Origin of the sequence: Endozoicomonas atrinae, from assembly GCF_001647025.1 — a bacterium.
In the GTDB taxonomy this organism is placed as follows: domain Bacteria; phylum Pseudomonadota; class Gammaproteobacteria; order Pseudomonadales; family Endozoicomonadaceae; genus Endozoicomonas; species Endozoicomonas atrinae.
Window position 1 is genome coordinate 1 of record NZ_LUKQ02000896.1, and the last position, 251, is coordinate 251.

Genomic DNA, 251 nt, shown 5'->3' on the forward strand with positions numbered 1-251 from the left:
CCTTGGATATCAAGGTAGGCGACACCTCAGCGCCGTACATCTCGTGAATGGCTTCGGCAATATCACGGGTGGTCATGCCTCGGGCATAGAGGGTAAGGATTTGCTGATCAAGCTTGTTTAGCCGAGTGTCATCACCGGCGTAAAAAGTCCTCAAAACACCAGTCCAAAATGACCTGTCGTTAAGTATAGCTTTTTGGGGTGGTCTGCAAGTCTGATAGTTCCAGAAAGTTAAATATTTTACTAAGCTGACT

The 251-nt window shown here is 46.6% G+C and carries 1 pseudogene; it reads right to left on the bottom strand.

The features are described from left to right. A pseudogene (locus tag AK963_RS34675) lies at positions 1–127 on the bottom strand (transposase); the annotation flags it as partial. Positions 128–251: the final 124 nt, after the last annotated feature.